Below are 654 nucleotides of genomic sequence, written 5' to 3'. Positions count from 1 at the left end.
TCGACAGCGTGCAGCCGCACTTGGTGCAGGTCTTCACCCGCTACGGGCTGCCGGTGCGTATCAACACGGACAACGGGGCCCCCTGGGGCGCTCCGCGCCAGCCGGGTCATGGGCTGTCCGAATTGGGCGTGTGGCTTATCAGGCTGGGCATCCGAATCAGCCACAGTGCGCCGTATCACCCTCAGACCAACGGCAAGATCGAACGCTTCCATCGCTCGCTGAAGACGGAGTTGCTCGCAGGCCGCAGCTTCGTCGACCTGGCGCATGCCCAAGCGGCCTTCGAGCGCTGGCGCAGCATTTACAACCACGAGCGCCCGCACGATGCGCTGGACCTGCTCACGCCTGCCAAACGCTACGCAATCAGCCCCAGGCCCTACCCGCAGGCCTTGGCGCCCATCGAGTACCAGCCAGACGACACGGTGGTGACGGTCAAGCACAACGGCCAGGCCAACTTCCTGGGACACAAGCTGAAAGTGCCCAATTGCCTTCTGAAGTTGCCCATCGCGTTGCGGGCCGAGCCGCAGCACGACGGTCACTTCAACGTGTTCTTCTGCCACCACCCGTTCATGCGGCTGGACTTGAACTCCTTGCTTGTAAAGCGCTAACCTGCCAACGTGTTTCCTATGTCCGCGCACACCTGTTTCCAAGGTCCCC

1 protein-coding gene is annotated in these 654 nt (G+C 63.0%); it reads left to right on the top strand.

Annotated elements, in window-relative coordinates; all coding sequences use genetic code 11:
* Nucleotides 1-605: integrase core domain-containing protein (locus ACSFA2_RS25415; RefSeq protein ID WP_435458110.1), on the top strand; the 605-nt coding region annotated here is incomplete at its 5' end.
* Nucleotides 606-654: the final 49 nt, after the last annotated feature.

The sequence above is a fragment of the Variovorax cryoconiti genome, from assembly GCF_051216395.1.
GTDB lineage: Bacteria > Pseudomonadota > Gammaproteobacteria > Burkholderiales > Burkholderiaceae_C > Variovorax.
The sequence above is the reverse complement of the archived record's forward strand: the minus strand, read 5'-3'. Positions and strand labels throughout refer to the sequence as shown.